Source organism: Nitrospirillum bahiense (assembly GCF_007828025.1).
In the GTDB taxonomy this organism is placed as follows: domain Bacteria; phylum Pseudomonadota; class Alphaproteobacteria; order Azospirillales; family Azospirillaceae; genus Nitrospirillum; species Nitrospirillum amazonense.
This window is the reverse complement of record NZ_VITO01000005.1, coordinates 265,847-292,609: the sequence shown is the minus strand read 5'-3', so window position 1 is coordinate 292,609 and position 26,763 is coordinate 265,847. Positions and strand designations below refer to the sequence as shown.

The 26,763-nt window shown below is 67.7% G+C and carries 27 protein-coding genes; 10 read left to right on the top strand and 17 right to left on the bottom strand.

The window, feature by feature from the left end:
* Positions 1–35: 35 nt before the first annotated feature.
* From FBZ88_RS09685 to ilvD, 3 genes are all read left to right on the top strand, one after another.
* On the top strand, positions 36–917 hold the full coding sequence (locus FBZ88_RS09685; RefSeq protein ID WP_145616610.1) for an ABC transporter permease: 882 nt from the start codon (positions 36–38) through the stop codon (positions 915–917).
* Positions 918–929: 12 nt separating this feature from the next.
* Entirely contained in the window at positions 930–1,820 is an 891-nt protein-coding gene (locus FBZ88_RS09680; protein ID WP_211102590.1) for an ABC transporter ATP-binding protein, read from the top strand.
* Between the two features lie 139 nt (positions 1,821–1,959).
* A complete protein-coding gene (ilvD, locus tag FBZ88_RS09675) occupies positions 1,960–3,804 on the top strand; it encodes a dihydroxy-acid dehydratase (protein WP_145616609.1) in 1,845 nt (614 codons plus the stop codon).
* A gap of 55 nt (positions 3,805–3,859) precedes the next feature.
* Here ilvD and FBZ88_RS09670 read toward each other — a convergent pair whose 3' ends face one another.
* The 5 genes from FBZ88_RS09670 to FBZ88_RS09650 form a co-directional block, all read right to left on the bottom strand.
* Positions 3,860–4,849 carry a CBS domain-containing protein gene (locus FBZ88_RS09670; protein WP_145616608.1) on the bottom strand — a complete coding sequence of 330 codons (990 nt, stop codon included), beginning with the start codon at positions 4,847–4,849 and terminating at the stop codon, positions 3,860–3,862.
* 149 nt (positions 4,850–4,998) lie between these two features.
* The gene (locus tag FBZ88_RS09665; protein WP_145616607.1) at positions 4,999–5,583 is read right to left on the bottom strand and encodes a YceI family protein; all 585 of its coding nucleotides are present in this window, start codon (positions 5,581–5,583) and stop codon (positions 4,999–5,001) included.
* A gap of 157 nt (positions 5,584–5,740) precedes the next feature.
* Entirely contained in the window at positions 5,741–6,322 is a 582-nt protein-coding gene (locus FBZ88_RS09660) for a YceI family protein (RefSeq protein WP_145616606.1), read from the bottom strand.
* Positions 6,323–6,333: 11 nt separating this feature from the next.
* On the bottom strand, positions 6,334–6,930 hold the full coding sequence (locus tag FBZ88_RS09655; protein WP_145616605.1) for a cytochrome b: 597 nt from the start codon (positions 6,928–6,930) through the stop codon (positions 6,334–6,336).
* Positions 6,931–6,977: 47 nt separating this feature from the next.
* Positions 6,978–7,586 (bottom strand): YceI family protein, encoded by a 609-nt coding sequence (locus tag FBZ88_RS09650; RefSeq protein WP_040843798.1) that lies wholly within the window; start codon positions 7,584–7,586, stop codon positions 6,978–6,980.
* 305 nt (positions 7,587–7,891) lie between these two features.
* Here FBZ88_RS09650 and FBZ88_RS09645 point away from each other — a divergent pair, with 305 nt between their 5' ends.
* Genes FBZ88_RS09645 through FBZ88_RS09635 form a run of 3 tightly spaced genes read left to right on the top strand, consistent with a single transcriptional unit; the run spans position 7,892 to position 9,902 of the window.
* Entirely contained in the window at positions 7,892–8,209 is a 318-nt protein-coding gene (locus FBZ88_RS09645; RefSeq protein ID WP_186454868.1) for a BufA1 family periplasmic bufferin-type metallophore, read from the top strand.
* Positions 8,210–8,242: 33 nt separating this feature from the next.
* On the top strand, positions 8,243–9,160 hold the full coding sequence (gene bufB / locus FBZ88_RS09640; RefSeq protein WP_145616604.1) for an MNIO family bufferin maturase: 918 nt from the start codon (positions 8,243–8,245) through the stop codon (positions 9,158–9,160).
* Entirely contained in the window at positions 9,153–9,902 is a 750-nt protein-coding gene (locus tag FBZ88_RS09635; protein ID WP_145616603.1) for an HvfC/BufC N-terminal domain-containing protein, read from the top strand. Before bufB (FBZ88_RS09640) ends, FBZ88_RS09635 begins: the two co-directional genes overlap by 8 nt.
* Here the strand turns inward: FBZ88_RS09635 and nhaA are convergent.
* Positions 9,899–11,080 (bottom strand): Na+/H+ antiporter NhaA, encoded by a 1,182-nt coding sequence (gene nhaA, locus FBZ88_RS09630; protein WP_145616602.1) that lies wholly within the window; start codon positions 11,078–11,080, stop codon positions 9,899–9,901. The two genes, FBZ88_RS09635 and nhaA, sit on opposite strands and share 4 nt — an antisense overlap.
* A gap of 113 nt (positions 11,081–11,193) precedes the next feature.
* Positions 11,194–11,868 carry a class I SAM-dependent methyltransferase gene (locus tag FBZ88_RS09625; RefSeq protein WP_211102589.1) on the bottom strand — a complete coding sequence of 225 codons (675 nt, stop codon included), beginning with the start codon at positions 11,866–11,868 and terminating at the stop codon, positions 11,194–11,196.
* 277 nt (positions 11,869–12,145) lie between these two features.
* Between FBZ88_RS09625 and FBZ88_RS09620 the strand changes: the two genes are divergently transcribed.
* Together FBZ88_RS09620 and FBZ88_RS09615 are read left to right on the top strand one after the other, a co-directional pair.
* Positions 12,146–13,345, top strand: coding sequence for an NADH:flavin oxidoreductase (locus FBZ88_RS09620; protein ID WP_145616600.1), 1,200 nt, complete (start codon positions 12,146–12,148; stop codon positions 13,343–13,345).
* A 60-nt stretch (positions 13,346–13,405) separates the two neighbouring features.
* On the top strand, positions 13,406–13,750 hold the full coding sequence (locus FBZ88_RS09615; protein ID WP_145616599.1) for an ArsR/SmtB family transcription factor: 345 nt from the start codon (positions 13,406–13,408) through the stop codon (positions 13,748–13,750).
* A gap of 94 nt (positions 13,751–13,844) precedes the next feature.
* On the opposite strand, the gene FBZ88_RS09610 is transcribed toward FBZ88_RS09615, so the two are convergent.
* The 9 genes from FBZ88_RS09610 to FBZ88_RS09570 form a co-directional block, all read right to left on the bottom strand.
* Positions 13,845–15,197, bottom strand: a complete 1,353-nt coding sequence (locus FBZ88_RS09610) for a hypothetical protein (protein ID WP_145616598.1) — start codon at positions 15,195–15,197, stop codon at positions 13,845–13,847.
* Positions 15,198–15,487: 290 nt separating this feature from the next.
* Positions 15,488–15,796: a hypothetical protein gene (locus tag FBZ88_RS09605; protein WP_145616597.1), complete on the bottom strand. Its 309-nt coding sequence runs from the start codon at positions 15,794–15,796 to the stop codon at positions 15,488–15,490.
* A 74-nt stretch (positions 15,797–15,870) separates the two neighbouring features.
* Positions 15,871–18,660 carry a DUF5695 domain-containing protein gene (locus FBZ88_RS09600; RefSeq protein ID WP_186464303.1) on the bottom strand — a complete coding sequence of 930 codons (2,790 nt, stop codon included), beginning with the start codon at positions 18,658–18,660 and terminating at the stop codon, positions 15,871–15,873.
* 95 nt (positions 18,661–18,755) lie between these two features.
* A complete protein-coding gene (locus FBZ88_RS09595) occupies positions 18,756–19,652 on the bottom strand; it encodes a LysR family transcriptional regulator (RefSeq protein WP_145616596.1) in 897 nt (298 codons plus the stop codon).
* A 107-nt stretch (positions 19,653–19,759) separates the two neighbouring features.
* A complete protein-coding gene (locus tag FBZ88_RS09590; protein ID WP_145616595.1) occupies positions 19,760–20,794 on the bottom strand; it encodes a hypothetical protein in 1,035 nt (344 codons plus the stop codon).
* 74 nt (positions 20,795–20,868) lie between these two features.
* Positions 20,869–21,366 carry a DoxX family protein gene (locus tag FBZ88_RS09585; protein WP_145616594.1) on the bottom strand — a complete coding sequence of 166 codons (498 nt, stop codon included), beginning with the start codon at positions 21,364–21,366 and terminating at the stop codon, positions 20,869–20,871.
* Positions 21,363–22,100: an HvfC/BufC N-terminal domain-containing protein gene (locus FBZ88_RS09580; protein ID WP_145616593.1), complete on the bottom strand. Its 738-nt coding sequence runs from the start codon at positions 22,098–22,100 to the stop codon at positions 21,363–21,365. Before FBZ88_RS09580 ends, FBZ88_RS09585 begins: the two co-directional genes overlap by 4 nt.
* Positions 22,084–22,932, bottom strand: coding sequence for an MNIO family bufferin maturase (bufB, locus tag FBZ88_RS09575; protein WP_145616592.1), 849 nt, complete (start codon positions 22,930–22,932; stop codon positions 22,084–22,086). Before bufB (FBZ88_RS09575) ends, FBZ88_RS09580 begins: the two co-directional genes overlap by 17 nt.
* A gap of 165 nt (positions 22,933–23,097) precedes the next feature.
* Positions 23,098–23,370 carry a BufA1 family periplasmic bufferin-type metallophore gene (locus tag FBZ88_RS09570; RefSeq protein ID WP_088874274.1) on the bottom strand — a complete coding sequence of 91 codons (273 nt, stop codon included), beginning with the start codon at positions 23,368–23,370 and terminating at the stop codon, positions 23,098–23,100.
* A 210-nt stretch (positions 23,371–23,580) separates the two neighbouring features.
* Here FBZ88_RS09570 and FBZ88_RS09565 point away from each other — a divergent pair, with 210 nt between their 5' ends.
* A complete protein-coding gene (locus FBZ88_RS09565; RefSeq protein ID WP_186464302.1) occupies positions 23,581–24,927 on the top strand; it encodes an amidase in 1,347 nt (448 codons plus the stop codon).
* Here the strand turns inward: FBZ88_RS09565 and FBZ88_RS09560 are convergent.
* Positions 24,924–25,097 carry a hypothetical protein gene (locus FBZ88_RS09560; RefSeq protein WP_186464301.1) on the bottom strand — a complete coding sequence of 58 codons (174 nt, stop codon included), beginning with the start codon at positions 25,095–25,097 and terminating at the stop codon, positions 24,924–24,926. The genes FBZ88_RS09565 and FBZ88_RS09560 overlap by 4 nt on opposite strands.
* 222 nt (positions 25,098–25,319) lie before the next feature.
* Here FBZ88_RS09560 and FBZ88_RS09555 point away from each other — a divergent pair, with 222 nt between their 5' ends.
* Positions 25,320–26,756, top strand: coding sequence for a M20/M25/M40 family metallo-hydrolase (locus tag FBZ88_RS09555; protein WP_211102588.1), 1,437 nt, complete (start codon positions 25,320–25,322; stop codon positions 26,754–26,756).
* The last annotated feature ends 7 nt before the right edge of the window (positions 26,757–26,763 follow it).

Genomic DNA, 26,763 nt, shown 5'->3' with positions numbered 1-26,763 from the left:
ACTGTCACGGATCGCGCGCGGTCGGGAGCGGGGGCATGAGCCTGGCTTCCTTCATGCCCCCGTCGCCCGCCCCCCTGTCGCCCGCCCCCCTGTCGCCCGACGCGACGCTGATCACCCCCCGGGGGCCGGGCCTGCTGCCCTGGTTGGCGGAGGCTTGGCGCACGCGGCGCATCGCGCTGATGCTGGCGCGGCGTAGCCTAAAGGCCCGGTACCGCCAGACATGGTTGGGGGCGGGCTGGGCCATCCTGCAGCCCTTGCTGCTCATGCTGGTCTATTGGGGGATTTTCGGCCATTTGCTGGGCGTGCCCACGGGCGGCGAGGCCCCCTATCCCGTGTTCGCCTTCACCGGCCTGGTGCTGTGGCAGTTCTTCTCGCGCGCGCTGATGGACGCCAGCGCCAGCATTCTGCACCAGGCCCACTTCGTCACGAAGGTCTACTTTCCCCGCCTGCACATGCCGCTGGCCTCATTGATGGTGGCGGCGGTGGACATGGCGGCGGGCCTGGTGTGCCTGGCGCTGCTGCTGGCCGCCTTCCGCATCTGGCCGGAGGCGCGCTGGTTGCTGCTGCTGGGGCCGCTGGCCCTGCTGCTCGTCACCGGTGCTGGCGCGGCGTTGGTGCTGTCCGCCCTGGTGCTGCGCTTTCGCGACGTGGGTCACCTGCTGCCCTTGACGACCCAGGTGCTGATGGTGGCGGCCCCGGTGATTTATCCTGCCCATCTGGTTCACGGGGTGATGGGCACGCTCTATCGCCTGAATCCCATGGTGACGGTGATCGAGGGCGCGCGGGCCGCCCTGCTGGGCACCCCCGCGCCGGAACCGGTGCCGGCCCTGCTGTCGGTGGCCTTTGCCGCCGGCCTGTTGCTGCTGGGCCTGCGCACCGTGCGGCGCACGGAACCGGCCATGGCCGATCTGATCTGAAGGGGTCCGCTCATGACCTTGTGCACGTTCGATGGGGCGGTCGGCGCCAACACCCGCGAATCCCACCGCCTGGCCAATGCCCTGCCGCCTCCGGCGGTGGAGGTGCGGCACCTGTCCAAACGCTATGGCGGCGCCGAGCGGGGCGGCATGATCTACGACCTGCTGGCCGGGCGCCGCGGGCGCGCGGAACCCGCCGGCTTTTGGGCGCTGGACGACCTCAGTTTCACCGTGCCCCAGGGCGGCGTGCTGGGCATCATTGGCCGCAATGGCTCGGGCAAGACCACGCTGATGCGCATCCTGTCGCGCATCACCGCGCCCACGAAGGGTGAGGCCCTGGTGCGCGGCCGGGTGGGCGCCCTGCTGGAGATCGGGTCCGGCTTCCACCCCGAACTGACGGGGCGGGAGAATATCGACTTCAGCGGCGCCATCCTGGGCATGACCCAAGCCGAGGCGCGCGAGGCGGTGGACGCCATCATCGACTTCGCGGAGATCGCCGACTTCCTGAACACCCCGGTGAAGCACTACTCCATCGGCATGTACATGCGCCTGGCCTTCGCCGTCTCATCCCACATCCGCAACGAGGTGCTGCTGCTGGATGAGATCCTGGCGGTGGGCGACGAGCGGTTCCAGGACAAGTGCCGCCGCCGCATCAAGCAGCTGTGCGGCGAGGGCCGCACCGTGCTGATCATCAGCCACACCAGCGCCCTGCTGGAAGAATCGTGCGACAGCCTGCTGGTGCTGGACAAGGGTCGTAAGGTCTTTCTGGGCGACCCCTACGCCGGCATCGACTTCTACCACCGCGACATTCTGCGCCTGGCGCCTGGCGCCCGCCTGGGCGCCGACGGCCGCCCCTACCGCGCCGCCATCAATGTCGGCCGCATCCGGGGCTGGCGGCGGGGGTGAGGTGCTGGGGCCCGGGGCTGACCCGCGCGCCGGGCATGCCGGGGGATCGCCCAGGCCAACGCCGGAAAGGTTGCCTCTGTGGCCAGATAGTTTTAGAAATTGGCCCCAGTCAGGTAACAATCTTTCAGGATCTGGTTCCGTGCCCCAGCTTCGTTCCCGCACCACCACCCATGGCCGCAACATGGCCGGCGCCCGCGGCCTGTGGCGCGCCACCGGTATGACGGATGCCGATTTCGGCAAGCCCATCGTGGCCATCGCCAATTCCTTCACCCAGTTCGTGCCTGGCCACGTGCACCTGAAGGATTTGGGCCAGCTGGTGGCGGGCGAGGTGGTGGCGGCCGGCGGCGTGGCCAAGGAATTCAACACCATCGCGGTGGATGACGGCATCGCCATGGGCCACGCCGGCATGCTGTACAGCCTGCCTTCGCGTGAGGTCATCGCCGACGCCGTGGAATACATGGTCAACGCGCACTGCGCCGACGCCCTGGTCTGCATTTCCAACTGCGACAAGATCACGCCCGGCATGCTGATGGCCGCCCTGCGCCTCAACATCCCCACCGTGTTCGTCTCCGGTGGCCCCATGGAGGCCGGCAAGGCCCCCGTACATGGCGAGATCCGCTCGGTCGACCTGATCGACGCCATGGTGGCGGCGGCGGACGACAGCGTCAGCGATGCCGAGGTGCAGGCGCTGGAGCAGAACGCCTGCCCCACCTGCGGCTCCTGCTCCGGCATGTTCACCGCCAATTCCATGAACTGCCTGGTGGAGGCGCTGGGCCTGGGCTTGCCCGGCAACGGCACCGTGCTGGCCACCCACGCCGACCGCAAGGCCCTGTTCCTGCGGGCCGGTCGCACGGCGGTGGAGATCGCCAAGCGCTGGTACGAGAATGACGACGCCAGCGTCCTGCCCCGTTCCATCGCCACGTTCGAGGGGTTTGAGAACGCCATCGCCCTGGACATTGCCATGGGCGGGTCCACCAACACCGTGCTGCACCTGCTGGCGGCGGCGTATGAGGGCGGGGTGGACTTCACCATGGCCGACATCGACCGCATGTCGCGCCGCGTGCCCCACCTGTGCAAGGTGGCGCCGTCCTCCGCCACGGTGCATATCGAGGACGTGCACCGCGCCGGCGGCATCATGGGCATCCTGGGGGAACTGGACCGCGCCGGCCTGCTGCACCGCGACGTGCCCACCGTGCACGCCCCCACCATCGGCGCCGCCGTGGACCGCTGGGACATCACCCGCGCCAACGATGCCGACATCGCTGAGTTCTACGCGGCAGCGCCCGGTGGCGTGCGCACCACCCAGGCCTTCAGCCAGGCGTCACGCTACACCAGCCTGGACCGTGACCGGGTGAATGGCATCATCCGCAGCAAGGAAAACGCCTTCAGTCAGGACGGCGGACTGGCCGTTCTGTACGGCAACCTGGCGGTCGACGGCTGCATCGTGAAGACGGCGGGCGTGGACCCGGCGGCCCTGACCTTCGCCGGCAAGGCCCGCGTGTTCGAAAGCCAGGACGACGCCGTCTCCGCCATCCTGGGCAACCGGGTGCAGGCGGGTGACGTGGTGCTGATCCGCTATGAGGGGCCGCGCGGCGGCCCCGGCATGCAGGAAATGCTGTACCCGACCAGCTACCTTAAGTCCAAGGGCCTGGGTAAGGTCTGCGCCCTGGTGACGGACGGCCGCTTCTCCGGCGGCAGCTCCGGCCTGTCCATCGGCCACATCTCGCCCGAGGCGGCCGAGGGCGGCACCATCGGCCTGGTGGAGGAAGGCGACCGCATCGTCATCGACATCCCCAACCGCAGCATCCACCTGGATGTGGAGGACGGCGAGCTGGAACGCCGCCGCGACGCCATGAAGGCCAAAGGGGCGAAGGCCTGGAAGCCCGCCACCCGTGACCGCCAGGTCTCCGGCGCGCTCAAGGCCTACGCCTACTTCGCCACCTCCGCCTCGCGGGGCGCTGTGCGGGATACGTCGGGGATTTGATCGGGGTCCTGTTGGCGGCATGAGATTTCCCCATGCCGCCGCAGTCGGGGCGCGCTTACCCCTCCGCGTCGCCCCAGACCAGGAACAGGCCGACGTCGCCGGGGAAGCCGTTGGGGAAGTCCAGGACGCGGGCGGTCAGGCTGAAGCCCGCCGGCTGCAGCTCATGGTGCCAGCGCTGGTAGATCTCGGCCGCCTCGCCCCGCAGGGTGCGGGGCCAGTCCGGTTCCGGGGCGTTGATGGCGCGGGCGCCGTCGCTGCACAATTCCGCCGGGAACCGCAGCAGCAGGAATTCCTTCTCGCCCCGCGCGGCGGCGTCGTGCGCGCCCTCCAGCAGCTTGTGCCAGCCATGGTCGGCCACATGATGGTCGATCAGTTCCTGCACCTTCTCCTGCCGGCGGGCCAGCGCCTCCTTGCGCTGGTTGGCCAGCTGGCGGGCGTTCTCGTCGTGGAAATTGCCCACCAGGTGGCGGAAGTCGGCGGCGCGGAACAGGGGTTCATGCGCCGGCTCACGCACCGGTGCCTGCGCGGGCGGCGCCTTCCTCTCCCACCGCTGGAACAGGCCGGGGCGGTGCGCCGCCTCGGTCTTCTCGGCGGGCTCGGCCGCCAGCACCTTCAACAGGTCGGCGCGTGACACGATGCCCACCAGCGATCCGTCCAGCACCACGGGCACGCGCTTGATGCCATGGGTCATCAGCAGGCGCGCGATGTCGGCAGTATCGGTGTTGATGTCGACGGTGATGACTGGGGCGGCCATGACGTCGCGGGCGGTGCGCTCGCGATTCTGGGCGTCGGCCCAATAGGCGGGCAACTGCTCGCCTTCCGCCACCAGGGCCAGCCACCAGTCGCGCCGCGCTTCATGGTCGGCGCCCGCCTCTTCCCGGTTGATCAGGTCGCCTTCGCTGACCATGCCGATGACGCCGCCATGGCCGTCCACCACCGGCGCGGCGCTGACGCCCCGGTCCAGCAGCAGGGTGGCGATGCGGCTGACCGGCGTGTCGGGCGCCAGGGTCAGGACATCCTCGGTCATCACGTCATGGGCGCGCATGGGGCGGGGCTCTCTTCTCAATGGATCCGTCGGGGGCCGTTCCGGGAAAAGATAACCCAATGAAATGGCGCAGTCTTTGCGCTGCATCATGGTCGCGGCGGCCTTCCCCCAATGCGCCGCCGACGCTACCCTTTGGTAATGGGCGGTGGTCAGGGCTGGGGCGTGGCCATGAGATCGACGACCACCGCCACGTTCAGGTCCACCGTCCGGCCCTTGCTGAACAGGCCGTGGCCGCCGACGTCATAGTCGGTGCGCACCAGGTCCAGCCGGCCCACGGCGTGGGCCTTGCCATCGGCGATATCCAGGGTGAAGGGCAGGACGACATCCTTCCTGATGCCGCGGATGGTCAGGGTGCCCACCGCGTCATATTGGTTGCCGCCCTTGGCGCGGAAGGTCGTGGCCTCGAACACCGCGTCGGGGAAGGCCTGGATGTTGAACCAGTCCTCGCCGGGCAAGGCCTGGTCCTTCTCCGCGTCGCCGATCATGGCGCTGCCCATGGCGATGGTCACCTTGGCATGGCCGGCGGCGGGGTCTGCGGGGTCGAAGTCGATGGCGGCATCCCAGCGGCCGAAGCGGCCGGTGAATTCCTTGTCGCTCTGCTTGCCGATGAACCCCAGCACACTTTCGCCCTTGTCCACCGTCCAGGTCGCGGCCCCGGCGGGCGCGGGCAACAGCAGGGCGGCCAGCATCAGGATGGACAGGACGGGGGTCAGGATGGACGGGCGCGGGGTCACGGGAACGGCCTCCAGGAATGCGGTGCGGCGGTCCCCCATGGTAATCGACGGGCCGGCGGTGGGGCCTGCGACCCCGCGTAGCATACGCTGTAAAACGAACGGCCCCGGACGCCATCGCGCCGGGGCCGCCTCGTTCACGCGCTTGCCGTGATACGGCTTATTTGGCCGTGGCGGTCAGGTCGACGGTGACGCTGACGGCCAAAGCCACCATCTTGCCGTCGCCCCAGGCGCCCTGGCCCACGCCATAGTCGGTGCGCACCAGGTCCAGCTTGCCCACGGCATGGGCCTTGCCGCCGGCCACGGCCAGGGTGAAGGGCAGGGTCACGTCCTTTTTGATGCCGCGGATGGTCAGGGTGCCCACCGCGTCATACTGGTTGCCGCCCTTGGCCTTGAAGCTGGTGGCCTCGAACACCGCCTTGGGGAAGGCCTTGGTGCTGAACCAGTCGGCTTCGGGCAGGGACTGGTCCTTCTGCACGTCGCCGGTCTTGGCGCTGGCCATGTCGATGGTGACGGTGGCGTGGCCGATGGCCGGGTTGGCCGGGTCGAAATCGATGGTGGCGTCCCAGCGGGTGAACTGACCGCTGAAGGCGGTGCCGCTCTGGCTGCCGGTGAAGCCCAGCTTGCTATGGGCGGTGTCCACGGTCCAGCCGGCGGCCGAGGCCGGGCCGGCCAGCAACAGGGCGCCCAGGAGGGTGGCGGTGGCCCAGGTGGTGGCAACGCGCGGGGTGAGGAACTTCATGATGGATACCCTCAATCTTGCAGGGCGGCCGGCGCGGGCGCCCGGCGGCCGAAACGGGGAACCATGCGCAGCAGCACGTCATCCTTGACCAGGAAATGGTGACGCAGCGCCGCCAGGGCGTGGACCACCACCAGGGCCACCAGGATCCAGGCGGCCAGCTCATGCGCCTCCGACACCACGTCGTTGATCGGCGCCTTGTTCTCCAGGTCGGCCAGGACGGGCATGTGGGGGAAGGGGATGAGGCCGTACAGCACGGTCGGGATGTTGAATTTCGAGGTGGAGACGACCGCCCAGCCGGTCAGCGGCATGCCCAGCAGCAGGGCGTACAGGCCGGCATGGCCCAGGTGGGCGGCCCACTTCTCCCACGCCGGCATGTGGGCCGGCAAGGGTGGGGGCCGATGGGCCAGACGCCAGGCCGCCCGGAACAGGGTCAGGACCAGCACGGTGATGCCCACCGACTTGTGCAACTGGAACAGCTTGAACTGGTCGGGGGAGCCGGGCGGCAGCGACGTCATCGTCCAGCCCATGATCAACAGGGCAAGGATGGCGATGACGGTCAGCCAATGAACCAGGATGGCCACGCTGTTGTAACGCGCCGCGACGGTCATGGTCCGGCTCCCCCTTCAGTCCGACAAGGCGATGGATAGTAACGCTATTACTGGGCGCGGTCGAATTCGCCGCTGATCAGCAGCTCGACCTCGTCACCGACGTAGGGCACGTACTTGTCGACGCCGAATTCGGACCGCTTCACCTGCGCCTTGGCGTCGAAGCCGACGACATAGGCCTTGGTCATCGGGTTGCTGCCGCCGCCGTGGAAGCTGGCGTCCAGGGTCACGGGCTTGGTCACGCCGTGCAGGGTCAGGTCGCCGGTGATCTTGCCGGTGGTGGCGCCGGTCACCTCGATCTTGGTGGTCTTGAAGGTGGCGGTCGGGAACTTGGCGGTGTCGAAGAAGTCCGGGCTGTTCAGGTGCTCATCCAGCTTCGGGTTGGCGGTGGCCAGGCCCTTCACGTTGATGGTCACGTCCAGCTTGCTCTTGGCCGGCGCCTTGGGGTCGAAGTCCAGCGTGCCTTCCAGGTCCGGGAAGGCGCCGTAATAGGTGGAGAAGCCGAAGTGGGTGATGGCGAACACCACCTTGGCGTGGCTCTTGTCCAGGGTGAAGTGGCCACCCTCGACCTTGCTGAGGTCGGTGGTCGCCTGGGCCAGGGCCGTGGCGGGGGCGGCCAGCAGGGCGGCGGCCAGCATCAGGGCGGGAATGCGCTTCATGGGATGGTCCTTGTGGAAGCAGGCCGGACGGCCGGAGAGGGAGGGAGCGCCGGCCGCCACCCGGTGGACGGGTGGTGAGCGGCGGTACGGGCCTAATCTAAGTCGCGCCGCCCTTGCCCACAATCAAGGTCACCTGGAATTCATTGTTCCATTCGCCGCACCAATCGTGCCCCCACCGCGTCGATTTCACACGCAAGGCAGGGGTTTTGTCGCGGCGCCAAAGGGCGTAGGGTCTGCGGGCCCGTCCCCAGCGGGGCGCGGCCCTGGGCGCGCGATGGCGCCCGTCTTTGCCGAAGGATGGCCTGATGACCGACCGAACCACCGCCCTGACCGCAGCCTTGGCCCTGGCCGGCGCCCTGACGGCGCTCAGCGCCGCGGCGCATGACGCCCCCTTGGCCCCCGGCCGGGAAAAGTGCTACGGCGTCGCCAAGGCGGGGGAGAATTCCTGCGCGTCGGCGGCCGGCACCCACGATTGCGGCGCCATGTCCAAGGTGGACTACGACGGCCAGGAATACCTGGACGTGGCCAAGGGCGAGTGCAAGACCATGGGCGGCAAGCTGAAGCCGTTCAAAGGTGTGGGCAAGCCCCCCAAGGCGGCCGTGCCGAAGCCGGCGCAAGACTGAACGGCCGGCCCCCCCGTGGACAGAAGGGCGCCCATGGACACCGCCGCCCCGGCCCCGGGCGCCACCCCGGCCGTTACCCTGCCGCGCCGCGCCGGCATCGGCCTGCGCCACCCGCACGTTCCGGCTTTCCTGAGCAGGGATCGGCCGGACGTGGCCTGGGTGGAGGTGCACAGCGAAACCTATCTGGTCGCGGGCGGGCCGCGCCTGGCGGCGTTGGAAACCATCCGCCGCGACTACGCCCTGTCCTGCCATGGGGTGGGGCTGTCCCTGGGCAGTGCTGCCGGGCTGGATGCCGATCACCTGGCCAATCTGCGCCAGCTGTACGACCGGCTGCGGCCCGACCAGATCTCCGACCATCTGGCCTGGACCGGTACCGGCGGCGCCTACCTCAACGATTTGCTGCCCCTGCCGCTGACGGCGGAGACGCTGGACGTGGTGACGGTCAACATCGCCCATGCCCAGGACGTCCTGGGCCGCCGCCTGCTGGTGGAAAATCCCTCCCTCTACATGCCGCTGACCCTGCCGCCGGGGGTGGAGGCCATTCCCGAACCGCGGTTCCTGGCGGAACTGGTGGCCCGCACCGGCTGCGGCCTGCTGCTGGATGTGAACAACGTGGTGGTCTGCGCCCACAACCTGGGCTTCGACGCTGCCGCCTATCTGGCGGATTTCCCGTTGGAGGCGGTGGGCGAGATCCATGTGGCCGGCCATCGGCGCGAGGCTTTCGCCCCCTGGGTGGGCCCGGATGCGGTGGCCGGCGGCGTGGTGCTGATCGACGACCATGGCAGCCGGGTGTCGGACTCCGTCTGGGATTTGCTGGCCGGCGTGCTGGCCCGCACCGGGCCGCTGCCGGTGTTGGTGGAATGGGACATGGACGTGCCGCCGCTGGAGGTGCTGCTGGAGGAGGCGGCCCACGCCCAGTCGTTGCTGGACGGTGTGGCGCCGCATGCTTGAGGCCTTCCAGCAACAGATGCAGCGGGCACTGCTGGCCGCCGGCGGCGGTGAGGGCGGGGCCGGATTGGACCTCGCTCCCGGCGCGGTGGCCGGGGCGCGGCTGAAGATTTATCGCGCCAACGTCCAGCAATCCTTGGCGGAGGCGCTGGCCGCCGCCTTCCCCGTCACCTTGCGGCTGATGGGCGTGCCGGCCTTCCGCGCGGCGGCCCTGGACTTCGTGCGCGCCCACCCGCCCGCGCGACCGCAACTGGCGGCCTACGGCGGCGGCTTCCCCGCGGCGCTGGCAGGGCTGGACGCCGGGGCGGCCGACATGGCGCGCCTGGAATGGGCGGTGATGGAGGCCTACTTCGCCGCCGACGCCCCCGTGCTGACGGTGGAGCAACTGGCGGCCTTCCCCCCCGGCGACTATGCCCGGCTGCGCTTCATCCCCCACCCCGCCGCCCGGGTGCTGTGGCTGGGGCATGACGTGCTGCCCCTGTGGCGCCAGGCGCAGGAGGATGAAACCTGGGTGCCGCCGGCGCCGGCCGCTGCGGATGGCGAGGTGCTGGTGCTGCGCCCGGCGGATGGCATCGTTTGCGTCTCGCTGCCGCCCGGGGCCGCCGCCGCCATCCAGTCGCTGCTGAATGGCGACATGCTGACGCAAGCGGCCGAGGCCGGCCTGCTGGTGGAACCGGAGCTGGATTTGCAGGCCATGCTGCACACGCTGCTGGCCCAGGGGGCGCTGGCCGGCGCCCGCCTTTAGGCTTTCCGCCGTGCCACGGCCAGCCACAGCCCGCCGCCCAGGGCTGAGATCAGCGAGCCGCTGAACACGCCCAGCTTGGCCTCCCCCGCCAACGCCGCGTCGGGGAAGGCCAGGCCGGCGATGAACAGGCTCATGGTGAAGCCGATGCCGCACAGCATGGCGATGCCGTAGAGGGTGCCCCAGTCCACCTGCGCCGGCAGCTGGGCCAGGCCCAGGCGCACGGCCCCCAGCGTAAACGCGAAGACGCCCAGCTGTTTGCCCAGGAACAGGCCCAGCGCGATGCCCAATGGCACGGGGTCCAGCAGGCTGGACCAGTCCAGGCCCTGGAAGCTGACGCCGGCGTTGGCGAAACCGAACAGGGGCAGCACGCCGAAATAGACGAGAGGGTGCAGGGCCGACTCCAGCCGGTGCAGCGGGGACCGGCCGGCGGCCTCGTCCTCCTCGCTGCCCAGGGGGATGGTCAGGGCCAGCAGCACGCCGGCCATGGTGGCGTGGATGCCGGAGCGCAGCACCGCCACCCACAGCGCCAGGCCCACCACCAGGTAGGGCGCCAGCCGGCGCACGCCCATCCGGTTCATGCCGACCAGCACCGCCAGAGCCAGGGTGGCCAGGCCCAGGTCCGGCCAGGACAAGCCGCCGCTGTAGAACAGGGCGATGATCAGGATGGCCGCCAGGTCGTCGAAGATGGCCAGCGACGACAGGAACAGGAAAGCGGAGCGAGGCAGGCCGCGCCCGAAGGCCGACAATGCCGCCAGGGCGAAGGCGATGTCGGTGGCGGCCGGCGTTGCCCAGCCGGTCAGTGCATCGGCGTGACCCCAGTTCAGGGCGATGTAGATCAGCACCGGGAACAGCACGCCGCCCAGGGCGGCGATGCCGGGTAGGGCGATCTGCGACGGGCTGGACAGGTCGCCGCCCACCATCTCCCGCTTGATCTCCAGCCCCACCAGCAGGAAGAACAGCGCCATCAGCAGATCATTGACCCATTGCTCCACCGACAGGGTGGCGGGGCCGACGCCCAGCGGCGCATGCAGCGCATGGAAATAGCTTGGCGCCAGGCTGGAGTTGGCCACGGCCAATCCCGCCAACGACAGGGCCAGCAGCAGGATCTCGCCCCAGTTATCCAGCGCCAGGAAGCGCTCCACACGGTAATGGATGTGGCGGACCAGGGACTGGATCATGGGGGCAGGCCTGCGGCTCAAGGGCGGGTACCCGTCCCACTTTACGGACGGGGCCGCCGATTGCTACCCAAAGCCGCACTGGTCGGCCATAAAGATTGGCCGGGCGATAAAGATCAGTGGTGGCGCGCGCTCATCACGGCGAAGCGCCAGGATTTGAAGGCGCAGTCCACGTCGCGCAGCCCGGCCTCCGCCATCCACATCAGCTGTTCGCCCAGGGTGGCGCAATGGTCCTGGCGTAGGCGGTCGCGGGCGCGCGACAGCTCCACCGCCGGCACGCCCAGGTCGCTGGCTTCCGATTGCCACAGACGGTCGTATTGGCTTTCCACCTCGGCGGTGGGGCCCAGCACCTGTTCGGCGCTGATGAACAGGCCGCCGGGGGCCAGTACCTGGTTGACGCGGCCGTACAGGTCGCGCTTGGCGCTGTGGTCCAGGTGGTGGATGGCGAGGGAGGAGATGACGAGATCCCAGGGCCCGCCAAGCTCCGCCTCCTCCAACTCCGCCAGGGCGAAGCTGACGCGGGCGTCGCCGGCGAAGCGGCGGCGGCTCTGCTCCATGGCCTGGGGCGTCTCTTCCACCAGGTGCAGGTGGGCGTGGGGCAGGCGGGTGCGCACCAGCGAGGCGAACAGGCCGCCATTGGCGCCCAGGTCCAGCACCCGGGGCCGGGTGGGGGCGCTCCAGTCGTCGATCAAGGTCAGCGCCGCGCCGTAGAAGGCATCGAAACAGGGGATCAGGCTCCGCTGCAGCGCATCATTACGCCCGGTTTCCAATAGGCTTGCACGGGCTGACACGGGTGCCGCCATCCTGCTGTCCTCCTGCTGTCACGGCGCCGGCTGGCGCGCATAAACCCAATCTGCGTCTGCTGTTTTGCTGGCCTCTTCAAAGCCTGTCATCAAAGCGTAGCGCATTTCCCAGCGCTTACCATAGCCGATCAAATCTTAATGATTGGTTGGTTTGCGGCGCAACATTTCATCCGCGCGAAAATGTCGCCAAACCAGGCACTTGATATATCGAGAAAACGCGATATACCGAAACCTCTCTTCTCCGCCAACCAGCCAAGGGCCCTCCATGGACACCGCGACCCCCGCCCCGACCGCCAATCCCGGCGCGACTCCGGCCGCCTCTGATGCCGGCATCGGCACCCATTCCGTCAACGCGGCGGTGGCGCCCTTGTTCCAGCCCTTCGCCTTTGGCCGGCACACCCTGGCCAACCGTCTGGTGATGGCGCCTATGACCCGGAACAAGTCACCCGGTGGGGTGCCTACGGATGATGTGGTGGCCTATTACCGCCGCCGTGTGCAGGGCGGTGTGGGCCTGCTGATCACCGAGGGCACGACCATCAACCATTCGGCCGCCAACGGCTATCCCCAGGTCCCGGCCTTCCATGGTGAGGCGGCCTTGGCCGGCTGGAAGCGGGTGGTGGACGCCATCCACGCCGAGGGCGGGCGCATCATTCCCCAGCTGTGGCACGTGGGCATCGCCCGCCGCCCGGGGGTGGAGCCGGACCCCAGCGTCCCGGGCTACGGCCCCTCCGCCATCGTCACCGATGGGGTCGAGGTGGTGCGCGCCATGACCCAGGCCGACATCGACGCCGTGGTCGCCGCCTTCGCCCAGGCCGCCGCGGATGCGGAGCGCCTGGGCTTCGATGGGGCGGAGCTGCACGGCGCCCACGGCTACATCATCGACGACTTCTTCTGGGAACAGACCAACCAGCGCACCGACGCCTATGGCGGCAGCCTGGAGAATCGCACGCGCTTCGCGGTGGAGATCGTGCGGGCCGTGCGCGCCGCCGTCAGCCCCGACTTCCCCATCGTCTTCCGCTTCTCGCAGTGGAAGGGTATCGACTACAACGCCCGGATCGCCCAGACGCCGGAAGAGCTGGGCCGCATCTTGACGCCCCTGGCCGAGGCCGGCGTGGACGTCTTCCACGTCAGCACCCGGCGCTATTGGGAACCCGCCTTTGACGGGTCCCCCGACACGCTGGCCGCCTGGACCAAGCGCCTGACGGGCAAGCCCGTCATCGCCGTGGGCAGCGTGGGCCTGGACGGCGCCTTCAAGGTCGGCATGTTCGCCAACCGCGACGCCTTCGAGGTCAAGCCCACCGACGTGGACCAGGCGGCCCAGGCCCTGGCGCGGGGTGATTTCGACCTGCTGGGCGTGGGCCGGGTCTTGCTCAGCGATCCCGATTGGGCCATCAAGGTCCGCGACGGCCGCGTGGGCGAAGTGATCCCCTTCGACCGCGCCGCGCTGGACCGGCTGGTGGTTTGATTTTCCGACCGGGGAGGGTGATCAGCCCTCCCCGGTTTCACGGGTGTGGATGTCGACGCGATGGATGTGGAAGCGATCCTGAAGGCCCTGGCCAACCCGGTCCGGCGCGACATCCTGCTGTGGCTGAAGGACCCCGCCACCCACTTCGGCCCCCAGCCCGAAGGCTACCCCGTTGAAAAGGGGGTGTGCGTCACCCGCATCCTGGAAAAGACGGACCTGTCGCAGTCCACCGTCTCCACCTACCTGGCCATGCTGCAGCGCGCCGGCCTGCTGACCTCCCACCGCGTGGGCCAGTGGACCTTCTATCGGCGCGACGAGGCGCTGATCAACGAGTTCATGAGCACATTTGGCAAACAGCTGTGCCAAATGCTGGTGAAGCGCGGCGACTATCCCAACGGCGACTGAGCCCAATGGGCGCAAAATATCGCCTAAAAATTACGCGTGAGCAACAACGGCCCCAAGATACAGAGAGTGACTTCACGAGATTTGTCGAAGCAAGTCATGGATGTTTTATCGGAATGTCGACTCTGAACCCAGGGAAGGGGTAACACGACCGGTGATTACAGTAGCCCGCGCTTTCAGGGCCTTGCCATTCAACATAAAATTGTGGCGTTCCATTGCTTTCCGCATCCGGCAACGCATCTCGCAGGATCGCTTTCATAGCGCCGATATCCCGGTCCGGCGGAACAGCATATGTCAAAACCACACTAGGAATTCCGATCAAATTTTGATGTGAAAAATAGCCTTTGGGGTCTGTCGATTTAAGGGTACCGAACTTGCCGGCGATCGGAGCTAAGGTACCGCACTGACCTAATGCTGCAGCGCCCTCTCCAAAGCAGTATATCCATAGAGTGTTTGTTGGATATGGTGGTATTCTTTTCCAATTTGTGGCGCTAAAACGATTCTCTTCATTATTGAATGGAGTAATATTAACTCCATTTTTTGTTACGTATAAATGATATTTCTCGACATGATCGTTGATCTTTAGATCAAGTTCGTAGGTGCCGCTATCTTTGATATTGAGGCTGAAGCTGAGTAGCGGTCTGATTGACCCAGACCTATCAATACTGGCGATACGCTTATTGCCATCGGTGGAAAGATGAAGGGACAGGCGATTAAATTCCCCATGGTGCAGTCCGACGTTGGTAACGTCACCATTCAGAAGCTCCGAGATATTCAGTCCATTCAGCGCTACGTCATCGAAAGCGTCCATTGGATGCGTGGAACCAGCAATCATAGTACGCCAGCGTTGGAAAATCGCTGTTGAAAAACAATATTCTCCAACTGAATTATTTTCTCCTACATTCATATTGAGATAACAAGTATTATCGCCCGACCTTATCAGAATGCCATTGTACTTTTTCCATATCGGAGAGTTGACATTATAATCATCAAGATCAGTATGAGGTCTATAAGATCCTTGAAATCTAAATAGAAGCCACGGCATAGCAACTTCATCGGGTAGGATCATGACCGGTACCCTATTAGGGGCACTTGATTGACCTAAGGTAAATATGCCGTAGTCCACAACGACGGTGAAACCTTCGCCGCCCTTATCGGTTGTCTTATCCAGAAACGGCAAGCGTTTGTGCTGCGGAAGATCGTAACCCTCCGGGCATGTCAGCTCGTAGCGCTTTTCCATTATTGCACAGGCCTCATCATAGCTCGCTGGTGCGGCTGATGCTGTGCTGGAGAAGGCGGCGGCGATGCCTAACCAACAAGTAAGGAGCGCCATTCCAATCAGGTGGGTGAATGCGATTGATTTGAAATAATCTGATCCGGGGCGGGAATTGGCCGGGAACATAATGTCGGCGATATAACCGACGAAGCCGCAGGTCATGGGAAAAGGCATTTCGGCAAATCCTGATCTATTTACCATATCATCTCTGCACGCCGCTTTGTCCTCAAGTCGAGAATAGTTCTAGAGTCGCCTCCTCTCATCTTCTTGTGCGTTTGCCGGCAGCGCCACCATCGCTGGAGCGCGTACCGCAAAAACAGATCGAGGTGGCCAAGTCGCCGGATGGCGCTGCCTGGGGCTTGAGCACTGGAGCGGTTACGATCAAATGCCGCGCGTGTGATCCCCAATTCCCATTACACGCCAGTGCCGCCCCTCGTGATGCTGCAGCTGACCGTCAATTGCATTCAGCGGTGCAGCCAGAAGCGATCGAACAGGTACAGCGCCCCCGCCCAGGCCAGCGCCATGGCCAGGGCGTGATGCCTGACGTAGGCCGGGAATTTGCGCGCCGACAGCAGGATCAGCACCGGCACGCCCGCCACCACCAGCGGCATCAGCAGCCACACCATCCCCGGCGCCGCCCCGCCCTGGGCGCCATCATTGGCCGCCACCACCGTCAGGAACAGGGCGGGGAAGATGGCCATGCAGCCGCCTACGATCAGCAGGAAGCCCAGCACCCACAGGGCGACTTTGCAGATTCGGTCGAGACGGGTCATGGGGTGGGCCGGTTAGTGGGGGAAGCGGCCGTCTTCTATGGCATCGAACGCTCCCGTAGGGGAAGGGGTGGGGTTCACATCCGCTCCACCGCCACCTCCCGCGTTCCCGCCGGCAGCGCCACCGTCACCCATGGCGCCTCACCCGTCATCGTCAGCACGCCGCCCCCCGTTACCCGGTAGCGCCCCTTGGGCAGGCCGCGCAGGCCCAGGCTGGGCGGTTGGCGCTGGGCTTCGCCGTCCAGGGTCAGGCGCAGGCGGGCGTCGGCGGGGTGCCAGGCGATGCTCTCGGTGGGCGCGAGGCGCGCGCCCTGCACCTCCAGATCCAGGCGCTGGCGGGCCAAGCGGGCGTGTTGCAGGCGGGCGTGCAGGCGGCGGCGGACGCCGTCGCGCGGCGTGATCTTCAGCCAGCCGGCGGCCTCCACCAGGGTGCCGCCGAAGCAGAAGCGGCCGAACACGGGGTCGTCGCTGACCAGGGTCGCGGCCATGCGCAGGGCGCCGCAGAAGCCCAGGTCGCTCTCGCTGGAATAGTACCAGCTGCCCCGGTGGTGGGGCTGGCCCAGCCAGGTGGTGCCGTGGGATGCGGGCTCGAACCCTCCGCCGGAGGCGCCGTCGTTGGCCTGGCCCGGATACCAATAGCCATAGCCGCTTTCCGCCGTGCCGCTGTTCACCAGGGCCCAGGCGCTCATGAACGAGGTCCAGGCCAGGCGCAGATGGGGCCGCCCGTCTTCGGCGTCGTTCAAGGCGTGGTCCGCCAGGGCCCAGCCGCCCATCTGCGCCATATAGGTCAGGGTGAAGGCGTCGCCGCCGGCGGCGCGGTAGTCGCTGCCCAGATAATAATAGGCGGGCTCAATGGTGCCGCGGCAGAACAGGTTGGCGGCGATCTGGGCGTCGGCGAAGCGCCGGGCGGCGGCGCGGGTGACGGGGAAGCCCGGCTGGCCGGCATGGTCCAGGGCGTAGCGGGCCAGGGCCTGGGTGGACTCGAAGCCGGTGGAATCGAAGGGATATTCCGAACCGAAGAGGTCGGGCTTGCCGTTCACGAAGAAGTCGACCTTGCGCACCCAATGGCCGCGCAGCTCCGCCGCCTGGGCGGTCTCCCCCGCCGCGTCCAGGGCGTCGATCAGCTCGGGGATCACCACCTCATTGTAGAAGCCGGTCTCGTAGGCGCTCCACTGCTCGATCTTCATCGGGATGGTGAACAGGGCGCGGGTGGTGCCGTAGGCCCGTTCCAGGTAGGCCGCGGCATCAAGCCGGGTGGTGATGGCGGGATAACGGGTGGCGACGCGGTAGAGGCCCAGGTACATCGCGATGATGTGCGGGTAGTCGTAGGGCCGCCAGTAATGCTGGCGCCCCTTGGGACCGGGGTCGGCGCTTTCCCGGTTCTTCTTCCAGTCGGGAATGCCGTAGAGGGCGTAGCTGTCCTCCTCCTCCGTCGTGCGCTGCAGCCCGCCCCAGACGAAGTGCTCCACATAGTCATCAAGCGCCGCCACCTCCGCCTGCACCGGGTGCTCGGCGTTCTTGCTGGCGAGGTAGGCGGGTTTGCTCAGGCCTGGGTCGTCGCAGGTCACTTCATAGATGCGCCAGCCTTTGATGCGGTCGTAATTGTCGGGGCCCAGCAGGGTCTGGGTCTCCTGGTTCCATTCCGCCAGCAGGCCATTGTACCACTTGGTCGGGTCGCGGTGCTGATGGGCGGCGATGAAGGCGGCGCGCTTGGCAATCAGGGTTTCCACCGGCTCGGTGGCGAAGAACTCCAGATGCGTGGCGCGCCCGTTCCCGTGGCGGATGGTGACCAAATTCTCGCCCAGGCGGCGGAAGCGCAGTTCATAGATGCGTCGGCCGTTGCGGATGCCCAGGTCCAGGAGGGTGGTCTGGTCGGGATGTTCCGCCTCGATGGCCTCGATGGTGTCCAGGCTGCGCAGCGCGATGCGGCCAGGCAGGTCGGTGGGCAGGGTCATGCCCTGCGCCACCTCCACATCGATGCCGCCGTGGGTCACCAGGGTGTCGCGCACGCCGGTATAGTCTTGCGCCCAGGTGAAGCGGGCGCCGAAGCGGCGGGTTTCGCCGGCCCCGAGGGTCAGGCTGGTCAGCGGCTGGCGCCAGCGGCCGCCTTCCGCCCGCATGGCTTCGCCAGTGGCGGCGGCGTAGATGAAGACCTGATAGGGACGGTAGGGCCGGATGGGGCTGTCGCTGTCCTGCCGGGCGCCCTGGCGCGGCTGCCAATATTCGAAATGCGTTTCCCGTTCCGGCGTCATGACCAGATAGGGGCCGACGCTGTTGGACCGCATCCAGAACAGGAAGGAGCCATGGCCGGAGACGAAGCTGTGCTTCAGCACCGCGGATGTCGCCGGCTGCTTGGCCTTGAACTCGGTATGGAAGGGCAGGGGCAGGGCTAGGTCGCCGACCTCCAGCGCCGCGCCGGTACGATTGACCAGGCTGATCCGCCAGGCGAGATCGCCGTCGGCCACGCCCAGCCGTAGGGTCAGGCCCAGGGCGGGCCCGGACTCATCATTGATCTCGTACTCGGCCAAGCGGCTTTGGGCGTTTTGCTGGTCCAAGCGGGCGGGCGTCAGGCTGGCCGTGTCGACCGCGTGCCAGGGGGCGCTGCCGTCACGGCGATAGGCCAGGGCCACGTGGCCCAGCGCCTGCCCAGGCTCCAGGTAATCGGTGTCGAAGGCGTCGCCGGATGCCCGCAGGCTTGTCAGGCCGGGACCGTCGAAGGTGAGGGCGAAGGCGTGCATGGCCGGCTTGGCCGCACCGGCCATCGCCGGGGCACGGCTCGCCAGCACGGCCCCGGCCGCAACGCCACCGGCGGCCAGCATGACATCACGGCGGCGCGGCCCCCCGGCCGGCTTGTTCTCACGCTTCATGATCGCAGGACCCCTTGCCAATCCGTTCCTTCAGCCCTCTTTGGTGGGGCCAATTTTGGATACAATATACAGATTGATCGGGGCCGGGAAGGGGCTTAAGCGGCGGCCGTCTGTGCTGTGCCACCCCAATCGTAACGGCGGGCCAGGGCCATGAATTCGCGCAGGGCGGGGGAATGGCGGCGGCCGGCGACGCTGGCCAGGCTGACGGTGCGCGACAGTTCCGGCTCGATCAGGGGGCGGGTGGCGATGCCGGGCAGCATGGGCAGGAATTCCGGCATCACGGCGCAGCCCAGGCCGGCCAGGATCATGGCCTGGATCCAGTCCTCCCGCTCGCTCTCGTAACAGACGCGGACATCGGCGGGGTCGGGGATGCCCAGGGCGTCGAAATGCTGCGGATATTCGCAGTTCACCCGGTTCAGGTAGTCTTCCTGGTCCAGTTCGGCCAGGGGCACCACGTCCATGGCTTCGAAGCGGTGGCCGGGGGCGAAGGCGACGGTATAACGCTCCTGGTACAGGGGCCGCGCCTCCACCCGTTCCGGCAGGTCGGGCAGGCCCAGCAGGGCGCAGTCCAGCTCTCCCTCCATCAGCAGGGCCAGCACCTCGCGTCCCGGCGCGTCACGCAAGGCGACCTCCACCGAGGGCAGGGCCGTGCGGAAACGCTTCAGGAAGCCCACCAGGCGGGTGGGGCCGATGGTGCACATGACGCCCAGGCGCACCCGGCCCTTTTCCAGCGTGTTGAAGCTGCGCGCCTCCAGCTTGGCGGACTCGCTGGCATGGAACACCGCCTCCAGGTGCGGGCGCATCAGGCGGCCCAGGTCGGACAGATGGGTCAGGGTGCGTTCGCGCACGAACAGCGGCCCGCCCAGTTCCTCCTCCAGCTTCTGGATGGCCTTGGTCAGCGAGGGCTGGGCCACGCCGCAGGCCTCCGCCGCCTTGGTGAAGTTCAGGGTTTCGCACAGCGCCACGAAGTAGCGCACCTGGTTCATTTCCATGGCGGATTCATTTCCATGAGGGGCATTTCCCTAGAAGCGGCGGCGTCCGGCCTTGTTGAACCATGCCGGACGCCGCCTGTCGCGGGGAAACGTCGCCGCACGGGGGCTCACGAACGCGGGCGCAGGCCCAGCCGGGTGTTGACGGCATCGACCACATAGTCATAGGCGGCCAGCAGGTGGACGCCGGTGTTGAGGAAGCTGCCATCCTGCGGGCTGGGGCCGCCGTTCAGGATGCGGCTGGGCGACGCCGGCTGGCTGGGGTCGCAATTGACGTTGGGGCCTGGGCCGTCGGCCGGTTGGGAATTGACGAAGCTGTAGTTCAGCGCGGTGGCGCCGGACTCATCCTCCGCCTGTATGGTGACGGCGGTGTTCAGCCAGGGGATGGGGGGCTGGGGCTCGGGTATGACCCCGATGAACATGTTGGTGATGCCCGCATCCATCAGCATCTGCGCCTGGGTTTGGATGGGCGTTCCGCCCTGCGGCGTCACTGTCAGCTGCACCCAGGGCAGTTGCAGGCCGCTGGGGCTGCTGGAATCGGCCACCAGGGGCAGGAAGCGATAGCCCTGCAGGCTGTCGATGGTCTGTCCCAGGGTCACCAGGCCGTGCCGGCCGTCCGCCTGCAAGGCCGCCGTCAGGGCATAGGCCGGCAGCACGGCGGGGTTGGGCTCCAGCATATCGCGCAGGCTCAGGAAGGGGTTGTCCAGCGCCGTGGCCGCGTTGCCCGAAGGACTGAGGGTGGCCTTGGCCTCCAGCCCGATGCCCACGCCCAGCATGTAGACCGTGTCGTCATTGGTGCAGGCCATGACGCGCACCGGGCCCAGGACGGCGGTGCCCTGGGGTGTGCCGTCGCCCACCTGCAGGCCGGTGACGACCACGATGGGGCCCGTGCGGGTATTGCCGCTGGGCTCATAGGTGAAGGTCAGCGTTTCCCCCGTGGGCTGGGCCCAGGGTTGGAAGTTGCCCTCGCCGTCCTGCAGCGTGGCGATGGGCACGACGATGCCGACCGAGCCGGTGTCGATGTTGACGCCGTGGCTGGCCTGATTGGGGAAGAACAGGGTGGTGGAGAACAGGCCGGGCAGGTCGCCCGCCATGTCGATGGTGGGCTGGAAGGTGATGGTGCGGGTGCCGTACTGGATGCTCATGGTGTCGCTCCTCAGGCAGGATGGGGCCGGCCTGAGAATGTCCGCGCGGCGGGTTTGTTCCAACCGTTATGATCTTACAAGTTGTGACCCACCACCGGATCCAGCCGCCGGCGGACCAGATGGTCCAGCGACAGGACGCCGGGGCCGCGCAGGATGATGGGGACCAGCACCGCCGACCACAGCAGATGGTCGGGCCAGCTTTCGGGATAGACGAAGATCTCGATCACCAGGGTCATGCCGAACAGGGCGCCGGCCGACAGGCGGGACGCCAGGCCGACGACCAGCAGCACGGCGCACAGGTTTTCCGTGATGCTGGCCAGCACGGCCGCCACCTCCGGCGGAACCAGGGGCACCTTGTACTCGTCCCGGAACAGGTCGAACGTGGTGTCGTTGATGTGGAAGCCCGTCACCTTGGTCTGGCCGGACCGCCAGAAGACGGTGGCGGCCGCCAGGCGCCACAGCAAGGCGTCCAGCCCCCGGGGAAACCGCTCCAGCCGGTGGATGATGGCCAGCGCCAGGGCGATGGGCGCGGGCTTGGCCGTCGCGGTGGTGGGCGTCAGGGGCAGGGTCATGGCAATTCCACTCCGGTGAAGACCTGCGCCGCCAGCAGGCCGGTTAATTCGTGTTCCAGATTGAAGCCCGCGTCCAGGGCTAGTGCGTTGTCCCAGGCGCTGCCCAGGGGCAAACCGGCGCCCAGGGCCATCAACAGGGCGAAGGCACCGGGACAGAGGCGGATCAGCAGCACCTCGGCTGCTGGTCGCACCACCAGCAGATGGGTGTCGCCGTCGGTGTCCAGGTCCACCGTCGCGTCGCCGGCGTCCGGCTGGTTGGCTTGCCAGATGCTGTCCACTGGCCAGGGGCTGGTAACGAAGCGATGGCTGGGGTGCAGGCGCCAGACGGCATCCTCCACCGCGTCGCCCAGGGTGGCCAGGACGCTCGCGTCCAGGGTGGCTGCCTCCATCGCGTGGTAGGCATGGGTCCATGCCGCTTCCAGCCGGGCTACGTCGGCCAGATAGGGCAGCTGCCGCGCCACCTCCTGCCCGATCAGCCACGCGGGGAAGCCTGTGCCGTACCGCAGCAACGGCGCCTCGTGGGGCGGTTCGTGGCGGACGTAGGCCTGGGCCAGGCCGGTGAAGCAGGCCTCGCCCACCAGGCGGTGGGTGACGGGGAAGCCGGTGGCCAGGACAGCCGCCAGGCCGCCCAGGGTGTTGTCACGGTGCAGGCCGGCATTGGGCAGGGGTGGCGGGCCGGCGGTGGCCAGCACCCAGTCGCGCATGTCGCGCTGGCGCTCAAGCAGCGTGGGCATGGGCCGCGTCCTTTCCGGGCAGGACCTCGGCGATGCCGTCCGCGGTGGCGGCCTCGGCCAGCAATTCGGCCAAGGGCGGGATGTTGGCGTCCCGCTCCACCAGGGTGGGGACGGGGCCGAAGCGGGTCAGCGCCTGGCGGTACAGGTCCCACACGGCGGCCGTGACGGGGGCGCCATGGGTATCCAGCAGCACGGCGCGGCCGTCATGCTCGACGGGCTCGTGCCCCGCCACATGGATTTCGCCCACGGCGCCGGTCGGCAGCGCGGCCAGGTAGGCCCTGGCGTCCAGCCCGACATTGTGGGCGCTGACATGGATGTTGTTCACATCCAGCAGGATGCCGCAGCCGGTACGGCGGGCCAGTTCCGCCAGGAAGGCGGCCTCGTCCCAATCGCTTTCCGGGAAAGCCATGTAGCTGGACGGGTTCTCGACCAGGATGCGGCGGCGCAGGGCCGTCTGCGTCTGGTCGATGTGATCGGCCACCAGGGACAGGCTGGCATCGGTATAGGGAATGGGCAGCAGGTCGTTGAGGTAGGTGCCGTCGATGCGGCACCAGGCGAGATGCTCCGATACCAATTCCGGTTGGTAGCGATCCACCAGGGCCGCCAAATCGGCCAGGTGATCGGCATCCAGCGGCTCCGCCCCGCCCAGGGACAGGCCGACGCCGTGGATGGACAGGGGATACGACTCACGCAGCGCGGTCAGCCAGCGGTGTGACGGGCCACCGGCCCCCATGTAGTTCTCGGCGTGTACTTCCAGAAAGCGTAGGGAGGGGCGGTGGGCCAACAGCTCGGCCGTATGGCGGGCCTTCAGGCCGATACCGGTGATGCCCATGACGGCGTCCCTTGTTTCAAGTGTGCCCTCAAGTGCCGGGCGCCAGCATCCGCTGGCTTGGCTTCCTCCCTTTTCAGCCCGCTGACGCTTCCCGAAAAGGTCCGGCGGCCGCGCTTGCGGCCCACAGCGGCATGGGCCAGAGGCCCATGCCGCTGCCGCGACGGCTTACTTCTTGGCGGGTTCGGTGCTGCCGCCCGAGATCTTGGCGCAGGTGCCGGCCGGCACGGCGATGAAGGCGCCGGGGTCGCGGTCCTTCGTGGCATGGCCGGCGCAGGAGTTGCTGTCGGTCTTGCAGTCGTTGTGGCCGGCCTTCACGACGCCGTAGCACTTCTCCATGTCCGCGGCCTTGGCCGGGGCGGCGGCCAGGGTGGCGCCGGCGACGGCGGTGGCGACGATCAGGCCCAGGCCCAGGCGGCGGGAAACAGTGGTGGTCTGCATTTTGAAATCCCCTCAGGTTTGGTGGGTGGTTGCGATGGGCTGACGCTAACCCCGTACCCCCCGGTCTGTGAAATGCAGGGGGGATATGAATTCGATAGCGGCCGGATATGGCGTCCGGTTGTCGCACCTCTTGCCGGGTTGCGGGCGGGACGGTCCCCATGCCAGGGTTCCACCGGCCCCGCAAAACGCCCCATCCGAAGGCGCCGTCCCATGGATCTCACCACCGCCCTCGCCGCCCTGAAGGACGGCACCCTGACCGCCCGTGACCTGGCCGAGGCCTGCATCGCCGCCCGGGCGGAGCGGCCCGACGCCCGCGACAATCCCTATGTCGCCTTCAGCGCCGGCCTGCTGCGCGCCCAGGCAGACGCCGCCGATATCCGGCGTGCAGCAGGCCGGCCGCTCAGCGATTTCGACGGCATCCCCCTGTCGCTTAAGGACAATTACGGAACCGGAACGGTTTGTGGCGGCACATGGCCGGTATTCGCCGGTTCCCCCCGTCGCCTGCCGCCCCTGTGGAACCAGCCGGGCGGCGTGGTCAGCCGCCTGCTGGCCCAGGGCGCGGTCGTGACCGGCAAGACCCGCATGGTGGAATTCGCCTTCGGCGGCCTGGGAGCCAACGGCCATTGGGGCACGCCGCGCAACCCCTGGGACCGTGATCACCACCGTGTGCCCGGCGGGTCCAGCACCGGTGCGCCGCTCAGCCTGCATGAGGGGTCCGCCCTGCTGGCGCTGGGCACCGACACGGCGGGGTCGGTGCGCATCCCGGCGGCCTGGAATGGTCTTTATGGCTACAAAAGCGCGCGGGGGCACCTGGCGACCGACGGCATCGTGCCGCTGTCGCCCCGCCTGGACACCGTGGGTATCCTGGCGCTGACGGCGGATGACCTGGCCCAAGGCTATCGCCTGCTGACCGGCACCGTCATCGATCCGCTGACGGACCCCGGCGTCATCCGTATCGGTCGCGCGCCGGAGGCGTTGTGGCAGGACTGCAGCCCCGGCGTGGTCGCGGCAGTGGACACCGCGCTGGACCGCCTGACCGGTCTGTTCCGCCCGGTGGACAGCGTGACCATTCCGGAATTGGACGAGGCCTTGGCCCTGTTCCGCCGGGGCGGCCTGGCGGGGGCGGAGATTTATGGCTTCCTCAGCCAGGAACTGCCGGCCTGGCTGCCCAGTTTGGACGCCTATGTCGGCCCCCGTATCCGCGCCTCGGCCGATGTGCTGGACTATGACGCGCGCGTCGCCTTCCTCGACCGCTTCGCCAACGGCGTGCAGGCCCTGTTCCACGATGTCGACGTTGTCGCGCTGCCCACGGTGGCCATCACCCCGCCGCTGCTGGCCGATCTGGCGGAGCCGTCGGCCTATGGCCGCGCCAACCTGATGGCGCTGCGCAACTGCTGCGTCGCCAATCTGGGGGACATGGCGGCGGTCACCCTGCCGGTGGGCAGGGACGCTGCCGGTTGTCCCGTGGGCCTGCAGTTGCTGGCCCCGCGCGGCGCCGATGCCCACTTGCTAGCCATAGCGCGGGCGGCGGCGGCCCATTTGGCTGGGGACTATTAAGGGTTGGCTCGCAGGCGACGTAGCGCCGGATTGATGAAGTCGTCGATCAGCAAATAGATGCCGAAGGCCAGCAGGAAGCCACCCATGAACAGGCCGCGCCAGAAAATGGCATGGTGGGACAGAAGTTGCCGCTCAATGATGTAACCGCCGCCGCCGATCATCAACGCCATGACGACGAACAGGACGGTCCTGCGTATTTTCGCTCCCACGGAACCCCCTCGGGCGAGAATTGCCCTTCGTGATCCTAACACAATTGTGTCGCGCGGGGCATGGCAGGGCTGTGGATTGCGACCATGCGCCCCGCGCGGTGGCACTTGCCTGCATGTCAGCGCTAACGCATCGTGGCGCCATAATAATCCGGCAGTTCAGTCACCAAACCACAGGGAAACCCCATGCCTCAGCGCCATCGGTCTGTGCGTACGCTGTCCGTCCTCCTGCTGAGTGGAGCCATGCTCCATGGCGTGAACGCTTGGGCCAAGCCCGCCAAACCCGAGGCTCCCGTGGCCGAGGCGTCCGCCGTAGGGCCCGTCGACGACCATCCGGTGCTGCGTGACATCGCCGCCCAGGTGGACCCGGCGCAGCTGCATGCCACGATCGAAAAGCTGGTATCCTTCGGCACCCGCCACACCCTGTCCGACACCACCTCCCCCGACCGGGGCATCGGCGCCGCCCGCGCCTGGGTCAAAAGCCGGTTCGAGGCCATCTCCAAGGACTGCGGCGGTTGCCTGACCGTGGTGACGCCGGCGCAGACCGTGTCGGGCAAGCGCGTGCCCACCCCGACGGAGGTCATGGACGTGGTGGCCGTGCTGAAGGGCACGGAGGAGCCGCAGCGGGTGATCGTCATCGCCGGCCACCTGGACAGTCGCGTGACGGACGTGATGAACGCCACGGCCGACGCGCCCGGCGCCAATGACGACGCCTCCGGCGTCGCGGCGGCCATCGAGGCGGCGCGGGTGCTGTCCCACCACAAGTTCCGTGCCACCCTGGTGTTCGCGGCCCTATCGGGAGAGGAGCAGGGCCTGCTGGGCGGCAAGGTGCTGGCCGACTATGCCAAGGAACAGGGCTGGCAGGTGGAGGCCGACCTCAACAACGACATCGTCGGCAACACCCAGGGCGAGGACGGCGTGGTGGACAACACCCACATCCGCGTCTTCTCCGAAGGCACCAAGGCGGTGGAGACGGTGAAGCAGGCCAACCAGCGCCGCTATTCCGGGGGCGAGGTCGACAGTCCCTCGCGCAACCTAGCCCGTTACATGGACGGCATCGCCACCCGCTACCTGGATAATTTCAGTGTGCGCATGGTCTATCGCACCGACCGCTTCGGTCGCGGTGGCGACCAGGTCCCCTTCCTGGAGGCGGGCTTCCCCGCCGTGCGGGTGACCGAGGCGCATGAGAACTACACCCGCCAGCACCAGGACCTGCGCACCGAGGGCGGGGTGCGGTATGGCGACACCATTGACGGTGTCGACTTCCCCTACCTGGCCCAGGTGACCCGCCTGAACGCCCTGACCATGGCCAGCCTGGCCTGGGCTCCGGCCCCGCCCGCCGACGTGAAGGTCGAGGGTGCCTTGAAGCATGACACCACGCTGAGCTGGGCCAAGGTGCCGGGCGCCGTGGGCTACCGCGCCTGGTGGCGCGACACCCTGGCGCCCACCTGGCAGCACGACCGCTGGGCCGGCGACGCCACCACCGTGACCCTGCCCAATGTCGTCATTGACGACTGGTTCTTTGGCGTCGCGGCCGTTTCCAAGGACGGCTATGCCAGCCCGGTGGTCTATCCGGGCCCCGCCGGATCCTTTGTCGCCGTGCCCGATCCCGCTGGCCCGTGAGCAGCAG

What these genes read in the sequence shown, in the direction of transcription:
- FBZ88_RS09685 (WP_145616610.1), top strand. Translation starts at nt 36, where the DNA reads ATGAGCCTGGCTTCCTTCATGCCCCCGTCGCCCGCCCCCCTGTCGCCC.
- FBZ88_RS09680 (WP_211102590.1), top strand. Translation starts at nt 930, where the DNA reads ATGACCTTGTGCACGTTCGATGGGGCGGTCGGCGCCAACACCCGCGAA.
- FBZ88_RS09670 (WP_145616608.1), bottom strand. Translation starts at nt 4,849, where the DNA reads ATGCGCGCCCATGACGTGATGACCGAGGATGTCCTGACCCTGGCGCCC.
- FBZ88_RS09660 (WP_145616606.1), bottom strand. Translation starts at nt 6,322, where the DNA reads ATGAAGTTCCTCACCCCGCGCGTTGCCACCACCTGGGCCACCGCCACC.
- FBZ88_RS09655 (WP_145616605.1), bottom strand. Translation starts at nt 6,930, where the DNA reads ATGACCGTCGCGGCGCGTTACAACAGCGTGGCCATCCTGGTTCATTGG.
- FBZ88_RS09650 (WP_040843798.1), bottom strand. Translation starts at nt 7,586, where the DNA reads ATGAAGCGCATTCCCGCCCTGATGCTGGCCGCCGCCCTGCTGGCCGCC.
- FBZ88_RS09645 (WP_186454868.1), top strand. Translation starts at nt 7,892, where the DNA reads ATGACCGACCGAACCACCGCCCTGACCGCAGCCTTGGCCCTGGCCGGC.
- bufB (WP_145616604.1), top strand. Translation starts at nt 8,243, where the DNA reads ATGGACACCGCCGCCCCGGCCCCGGGCGCCACCCCGGCCGTTACCCTG.
- FBZ88_RS09635 (WP_145616603.1), top strand. Translation starts at nt 9,153, where the DNA reads ATGCTTGAGGCCTTCCAGCAACAGATGCAGCGGGCACTGCTGGCCGCC.
- nhaA (WP_145616602.1), bottom strand. Translation starts at nt 11,080, where the DNA reads ATGATCCAGTCCCTGGTCCGCCACATCCATTACCGTGTGGAGCGCTTC.
- FBZ88_RS09620 (WP_145616600.1), top strand. Translation starts at nt 12,146, where the DNA reads ATGGACACCGCGACCCCCGCCCCGACCGCCAATCCCGGCGCGACTCCG.
- FBZ88_RS09615 (WP_145616599.1), top strand. Translation starts at nt 13,406, where the DNA reads ATGGATGTGGAAGCGATCCTGAAGGCCCTGGCCAACCCGGTCCGGCGC.
- FBZ88_RS09610 (WP_145616598.1), bottom strand. Translation starts at nt 15,197, where the DNA reads ATGCCTTTTCCCATGACCTGCGGCTTCGTCGGTTATATCGCCGACATT.
- FBZ88_RS09605 (WP_145616597.1), bottom strand. Translation starts at nt 15,796, where the DNA reads ATGACCCGTCTCGACCGAATCTGCAAAGTCGCCCTGTGGGTGCTGGGC.
- FBZ88_RS09600 (WP_186464303.1), bottom strand. Translation starts at nt 18,660, where the DNA reads ATGAAGCGTGAGAACAAGCCGGCCGGGGGGCCGCGCCGCCGTGATGTC.
- FBZ88_RS09595 (WP_145616596.1), bottom strand. Translation starts at nt 19,652, where the DNA reads ATGGAAATGAACCAGGTGCGCTACTTCGTGGCGCTGTGCGAAACCCTG.
- FBZ88_RS09590 (WP_145616595.1), bottom strand. Translation starts at nt 20,794, where the DNA reads ATGAGCATCCAGTACGGCACCCGCACCATCACCTTCCAGCCCACCATC.
- FBZ88_RS09585 (WP_145616594.1), bottom strand. Translation starts at nt 21,366, where the DNA reads ATGACCCTGCCCCTGACGCCCACCACCGCGACGGCCAAGCCCGCGCCC.
- FBZ88_RS09580 (WP_145616593.1), bottom strand. Translation starts at nt 22,100, where the DNA reads ATGCCCACGCTGCTTGAGCGCCAGCGCGACATGCGCGACTGGGTGCTG.
- bufB (WP_145616592.1), bottom strand. Translation starts at nt 22,932, where the DNA reads ATGGGCATCACCGGTATCGGCCTGAAGGCCCGCCATACGGCCGAGCTG.
- FBZ88_RS09570 (WP_088874274.1), bottom strand. Translation starts at nt 23,370, where the DNA reads ATGCAGACCACCACTGTTTCCCGCCGCCTGGGCCTGGGCCTGATCGTC.
- FBZ88_RS09565 (WP_186464302.1), top strand. Translation starts at nt 23,581, where the DNA reads ATGGATCTCACCACCGCCCTCGCCGCCCTGAAGGACGGCACCCTGACC.
- FBZ88_RS09560 (WP_186464301.1), bottom strand. Translation starts at nt 25,097, where the DNA reads ATGGCGTTGATGATCGGCGGCGGCGGTTACATCATTGAGCGGCAACTT.
- FBZ88_RS09555 (WP_211102588.1), top strand. Translation starts at nt 25,320, where the DNA reads ATGCCTCAGCGCCATCGGTCTGTGCGTACGCTGTCCGTCCTCCTGCTG.